This is a genomic window from Bacillus sp. BC05(2025), assembly GCF_056725905.1.
Window position 1 is genome coordinate 1 of the sequence record NZ_JBWYRA010000026.1, and the last position, 5,405, is coordinate 5,405.

Consider the following 5,405-nt stretch of genomic DNA (forward strand, 5'->3'; position numbering starts at 1 on the left):
CACAGGGGAATTCTATGTATTCGTATATTTTCTATTGTATATTCCTGTGCGAAAAGGAAATGAAAATTACGATAATAGGTACCGGATACGTTGGATTGATTACAGGGGTAGGCTTGGCAATGTTAGGCCATTCGGTTACATGTTTTGATATAAATGATGAGAAAATTGAACGGATAAAACAAGGGGATCTGCCCATTTATGAAGCTGGCTTATATGAACTAATGAATGATGCATGTGAGAATAATCGTTTAACTTTTACAACGAGTAGAGTAAAAGCATTTAACGATGCGGAATTTATATTTATTGCAGTTGGGACACCATCTTTATTAGATGGAACGGCGGATTTAACATATATTCGAAATGCTTGTGATGATATCGGAACATATGCGACGAATGACATTATTGTCGTGACGAAAAGTACGGTCCCTGTAGGAACAAATGATGTTATGAGGGAATGGATTGAGGAAAGATTACAAAATAGATATGAATTACATATCGTATCGAATCCAGAATTTTTACGGGAAGGTTCAGGGATTTATGATTTCTTCCAAGGAGATCGTATTGTAATTGGAGCAGATAACGAGGAAGCGGCACGAAAAGTTGAGAATTTATATAGTGGATTATATTTGAAAACATATGTTACAGATATAAAAAGTGCAGAGATGATTAAATACGCATCGAATGCCTTTTTAGCGACAAAAATTAGTTTTATCAATGAAATTTCAAATATATGTGAGAAGGTAGGAGCTAATGTATTAGACGTTGCACAAGGGATGGGAATGGATAAGCGAATTGGTGCGTCTTTTTTAAATGCGGGCATTGGGTACGGGGGATCGTGTTTTCCGAAAGATACGAAAGCCCTTGTGCAACTTGCAGGGAATGTGGCGCATGATTTTCGTTTGTTAAAAGCCGTCATTGAAGTAAATAATAAACAACAGTTGTTATTGATTGAGAAAGCGAAGAGAGTAATAAATATGAATAAGAAGCGGATTGCCGTGCTAGGGGCGGCATTTAAACCGAATACGGATGATATAAGAGATGCACCGTCCCTTATTATGATACAAGAACTATTAAATATAGGGGCGGATGTAGTTCTATATGATCCGAAGGCGATTCACAATATGAAAAATATCTTTGGGGAGACTATACAATATAGTGAGTGTATAGATGAATCGATTAGAGGAGCGAGTGTGGCTTTTATCATAACGGAATGGGAAGCAATTAGAGCTTATCCGTTAGAAAAGTACACACAACTCATGAGAGAACCTATTTTATTCGATGGAAGAAATTGTTATACTAATGAGGATGTTGAGAAACAAGGAATAGATTATTATTCTGTTGGAAGAAAAAGTATTTGTAAGAGGGATTTTTCCGTTAGTCGTTAAAAAGGTATGTATTCATGTATATTCTTATATGTCATAATAGAATTTGTAACTAGTGAAAGAAAAGAGGCAATGAAATGACTGAACGTTTAAAAGTAATGACAATTTTCGGGACACGTCCAGAAGCAATTAAAATGGCACCTCTTGTATTAGAGTTGCAAAAACATCCAGAGAAAATTGAATCGATTGTGACTGTAACAGCGCAACATCGTCAAATGTTAGACCAAGTATTAAGTATCTTTGGAATTACACCAGATTTCGATTTGAATATTATGAAGGATCGCCAAACTTTAATTGATATTACAACACGTGGTTTAGAAGGTTTGGATAAAGTAATGAAAGAAGCAAAGCCGGATATTGTACTTGTACATGGTGATACAACGACAACATTTATTGCAAGTTTAGCTGCTTTCTATAATCAAATTCCAGTAGGGCATGTTGAAGCAGGACTTCGTACATGGGATAAATATTCTCCATACCCAGAAGAGATGAACCGCCAATTAACAGGCGTAATGGCAGACCTTCACTTCTCACCTACAGCGAAATCAGCGACGAACTTACAGAAAGAAAATAAAGATGAGTCACGCATTTTCATCACTGGAAATACAGCGATTGACGCACTAAAAACGACTGTAAAAGAAACATACAGTCATCCTGTATTAGAGAAACTTGGAAATGATCGTCTTGTACTTATGACAGCTCACCGTCGTGAAAACTTAGGAGAGCCAATGCGTAACATGTTCCGTGCAATTAAACGTCTTGTTGATAAGCATGAAGACGTACAAGTTGTATATCCTGTTCATATGAACCCTGTTGTTCGTGAAACTGCAAATGATATTTTAGGCGATCATGGCCGCATTCATTTAATTGAACCACTAGATGTAATTGATTTCCACAATGTTGCAGCTCGTTCATACTTAATGTTAACTGACTCTGGTGGGGTACAAGAGGAAGCACCATCACTCGGTGTACCAGTTCTTGTTCTTCGTGATACAACAGAGCGTCCAGAAGGTATTGAAGCAGGTACATTGAAATTAGCAGGAACAGACGAAGAGACAATCTTTAGTCTTGCTGATGAATTGTTATCAGATAAAGAAGCTCATGATAAGATGTCGAAAGCATCTAACCCATACGGTGATGGCCGTGCATCAGAGCGAATTGTAGAAGCAATTTTACAACACTTTAATAAGTAAATAAAAAAGAGCCAAATCATATGTGATTTGGCTCTTTTGTTATTGCTGATTTCTCATAATCCACTCTGCATGAGCATTTGTGGAAGGAGGAGGCTCAGTTGGTTTTTTGTTCTGATTTTGGTTCTGGTTTGTTTCTTTCTTCGCTTTTTCGTTAGAGCTAGAATTTGATTCTGTTTTTGTTGTTGGATTTTCTGGAGTATTTGCTATTTCTCCTAATTCTTTTTTGATTTCGTTACGTACTGCCTCAACACTGTTTGGATCCGGAAGGAAGTAATAAATACCACCTATTTTTTTATCTTCTCCTTCAAGTTTGAACGTTTGCATTGTAGAAGGATCAAACCCAGAAAGTTTATTGTAAAGAGCTAGGCCGTCTGAAATAGGAATGTCAGTTTTTATATATTTTCCAACGACTTCCGTTAAATCTTTAATTTTAAATACGGTAGAGGTGGAATTTAGTTTTTGAGCAACAGCAGCTAGCAGTTGTCTTTGTCTAGCAGCACGACCATAATCACCATTTGGATCTTGCTTTCGCATACGAACGTAAGCGAGTGCTTCTTCACCATTTAATTCTTGTTGTCCTTGCTTAAATTCGATTTTTTTGTAGTAATCTACGTCAGAGCGCTCCCAGAAATCGAAGGGAACATCTACGGTAACACCGCCAACAGCATCAACAATACCTTTAAAGCCTTGGAAATCAATTTTAAGATAATGGTCTACAGGCACTTTTAGAAAACCTTCGACCGTTTTGATTGCCATTTCTTCTCCGCCATAAGCGTGCGCAGCGTTAATTTTATCCTCTTTATTCTTTCCGACAATTGGAACACGACTATCACGAGGGATACTCATAAGCGAAATTTTCTTCGTCTTCGGATTGACTGTTGCAAACATTAATGAATCTGTACGACCGTTTTGACCGTCTGTCGCATAATCCTCTATACCCATAATAAGGATTGTAAAAGGTTCTTTTGTAATTTCTACATCTTCGGTTCTCAAATCCGATTTTTCACGAGTAAAACCACTATACATCCCCATGAGAGAAGAGTAAGAATTTAATACATAAAGTCCTACACTGCCAAATAAAAATAAGAAAATAAGGAAGATGAAAAACTTTCTTCTTCGCTTCTTTTTTATTCTGCTATTTTGGAGATGATAATAACGTTCTTCCATATATAATCTCCTTAGTTCATTTGTAGGGAAGTAATTCACTACATTAATCTTTAAAGGTGATAATATAGTTATTCTTAGATAACATCTTGTTCTAAGTACAACATATCTCCCTCTGTAATTGTACATTTCCCATTTGTTAATTCAATCATCCAATCTGTGAATGGTTGTTTTCCATCTTCTTCTACATACGTATCAAATGTGACATTTTCGAGATAATGTATATCTTTAATGGCATATTTTGAATTGCGTAATTCATTTTCAATTTTGCCAAGTAATGTGTAATCAATTTCGGTCTGCATAACACGCATGAGTTTTCGCTCAACAACACCGACATGATTAATGCCTTCACTTGTACATTTTCCGTATGCGCGAATTAACCCACCTGCACCGAGTTTGATGCCACCAAAGTAGCGGGTCACGACAACGACGGTATCTTTTAAACCGCGTTTTTTTAGTACCTCTAACATAGGTACACCAGCTGTACCACTAGGTTCGCCATCATCATTTGCTTTTTGGATTTGATCTTGTTCGCCAATTAAATAAGCGGAACAATTATGTGTCGCATTCCAGTTTTGTTTTTTTATTTTTTGTATAAATTCTTGCGCTTCTTCTTCGGTTGTAGCTCGGCTAATGTAACAGATAAATCTTGATTTCTGAATGACAATTTCGTGCTCACCGTAGTCTTTGATTGTTAAATATTGTAATAACACTCGAATACGCCCCTATCTACCAAAGTGACTAGTACTTTACATTTTAAAAGCGAGCGTTTTTATATTCAAACATTTTTTATAAATAAGTTAAAATTTTTGGTGAGTATTTCACCTTTTTGTTGTAATTTGTCAAAATGGTGAGTATAATTTCAAGCCGGTATTTTCATGTATGGATGCACCATTTTTAGTTTTCGTGTAAAATTAGGAAATAAAAACTTTTTTATAAGGCAGGTACGAAAATGAAAACAGCTATTGTTACTGATAGTACAGCATATATACCGAAGCATATTCGTGATGAACTCAATATATATATGATTCCATTAAACGTTGTGTTTGGAACGGAATCTTATCAAGAAGAAGCTGAAATTTCAGCAGATGATTTCTATGTAAAAGTACGTGAGCAAGAAGAACTTCCGAAAACTTCTCAACCAGCAATCGGAAAGTTTGTTGAGCTATATGAAGAATTATCTAAGGATTATGATGCGGTTATTAGCATCCATCTTTCAAGTGGAATTAGTGGTACATATCAAACTTCAACGACAGCGGGACAAATGGTAGAGGGAATTGATGTATATACGTACGACTCTGAAATTAGTTGTGAAGTACAAGGATTCTATGTGCGTGAGGGTGCAAGGCTAGCGAGCGAAGGAAAGGATCCGAAAGAGATTATCGCCCGTTTTGACGAAATGAAACAAACGATGGACGCTTATTTTGTAGTAGATGATTTACACCATTTACAACGTGGAGGACGATTAAATAGTGCCCAAGCTTTCATCGGTAGTTTGTTACAAGTGAAGCCCGTTTTATATTTTAGAGATAAAATCATTATTCCGTTTGAAAAGATTCGTACGCGTAAAAAAGCGTTAAAACGTATCGTTGAAATTTTTGATGAGCAAGCAAGTAAAGGTGTACCTATGGAAGCAGTTATCATTCATGCGCAACGTGAAGAGGAA

5 protein-coding genes are annotated in these 5,405 nt (G+C 36.3%); 3 read left to right on the top strand and 2 right to left on the bottom strand.

Features of this window, described 5'->3' with window-relative positions; translation table 11 throughout:
- Nucleotides 1-14 precede the first annotated feature (14 nt).
- Nucleotides 15-1,385, top strand: a complete 1,371-nt coding sequence (locus ACZ76X_RS28870) for a UDP-glucose dehydrogenase family protein (RefSeq protein WP_479852464.1) — start codon at nt 15-17, stop codon at nt 1,383-1,385.
- Between the two features lie 74 nt (nt 1,386-1,459).
- Nucleotides 1,460-2,575, top strand: coding sequence for a non-hydrolyzing UDP-N-acetylglucosamine 2-epimerase (wecB, locus tag ACZ76X_RS28875; RefSeq protein WP_000140129.1), 1,116 nt, complete (start codon nt 1,460-1,462; stop codon nt 2,573-2,575).
- Nucleotides 2,576-2,614: 39 nt separating this feature from the next.
- On the opposite strand, the gene ACZ76X_RS28880 is transcribed toward wecB, so the two are convergent.
- Together ACZ76X_RS28880 and ACZ76X_RS28885 are read right to left on the bottom strand one after the other, a co-directional pair.
- The gene (locus ACZ76X_RS28880; protein WP_479852462.1) at nt 2,615-3,742 is read right to left on the bottom strand and encodes an LCP family protein; all 1,128 of its coding nucleotides are present in this window, start codon (nt 3,740-3,742) and stop codon (nt 2,615-2,617) included.
- A gap of 74 nt (nt 3,743-3,816) precedes the next feature.
- Entirely contained in the window at nt 3,817-4,452 is a 636-nt protein-coding gene (locus ACZ76X_RS28885) for a YigZ family protein (RefSeq protein ID WP_166702736.1), read from the bottom strand.
- A gap of 239 nt (nt 4,453-4,691) precedes the next feature.
- Between ACZ76X_RS28885 and ACZ76X_RS28890 the strand changes: the two genes are divergently transcribed.
- A partial coding sequence (locus ACZ76X_RS28890) for a DegV family protein (RefSeq protein WP_479852463.1) occupies nt 4,692-5,405 on the top strand: 714 nt, incomplete at its 3' end.

Coding starts and splice junctions, on each gene's coding strand:
- ACZ76X_RS28870 (WP_479852464.1), top strand. CDS start 15: ATGTATTCGTATATTTTCTATTGTATATTCCTGTGCGAAAAGGAAATG.
- wecB (WP_000140129.1), top strand. CDS start 1,460: ATGACTGAACGTTTAAAAGTAATGACAATTTTCGGGACACGTCCAGAA.
- ACZ76X_RS28880 (WP_479852462.1), bottom strand. CDS start 3,742: ATGGAAGAACGTTATTATCATCTCCAAAATAGCAGAATAAAAAAGAAG.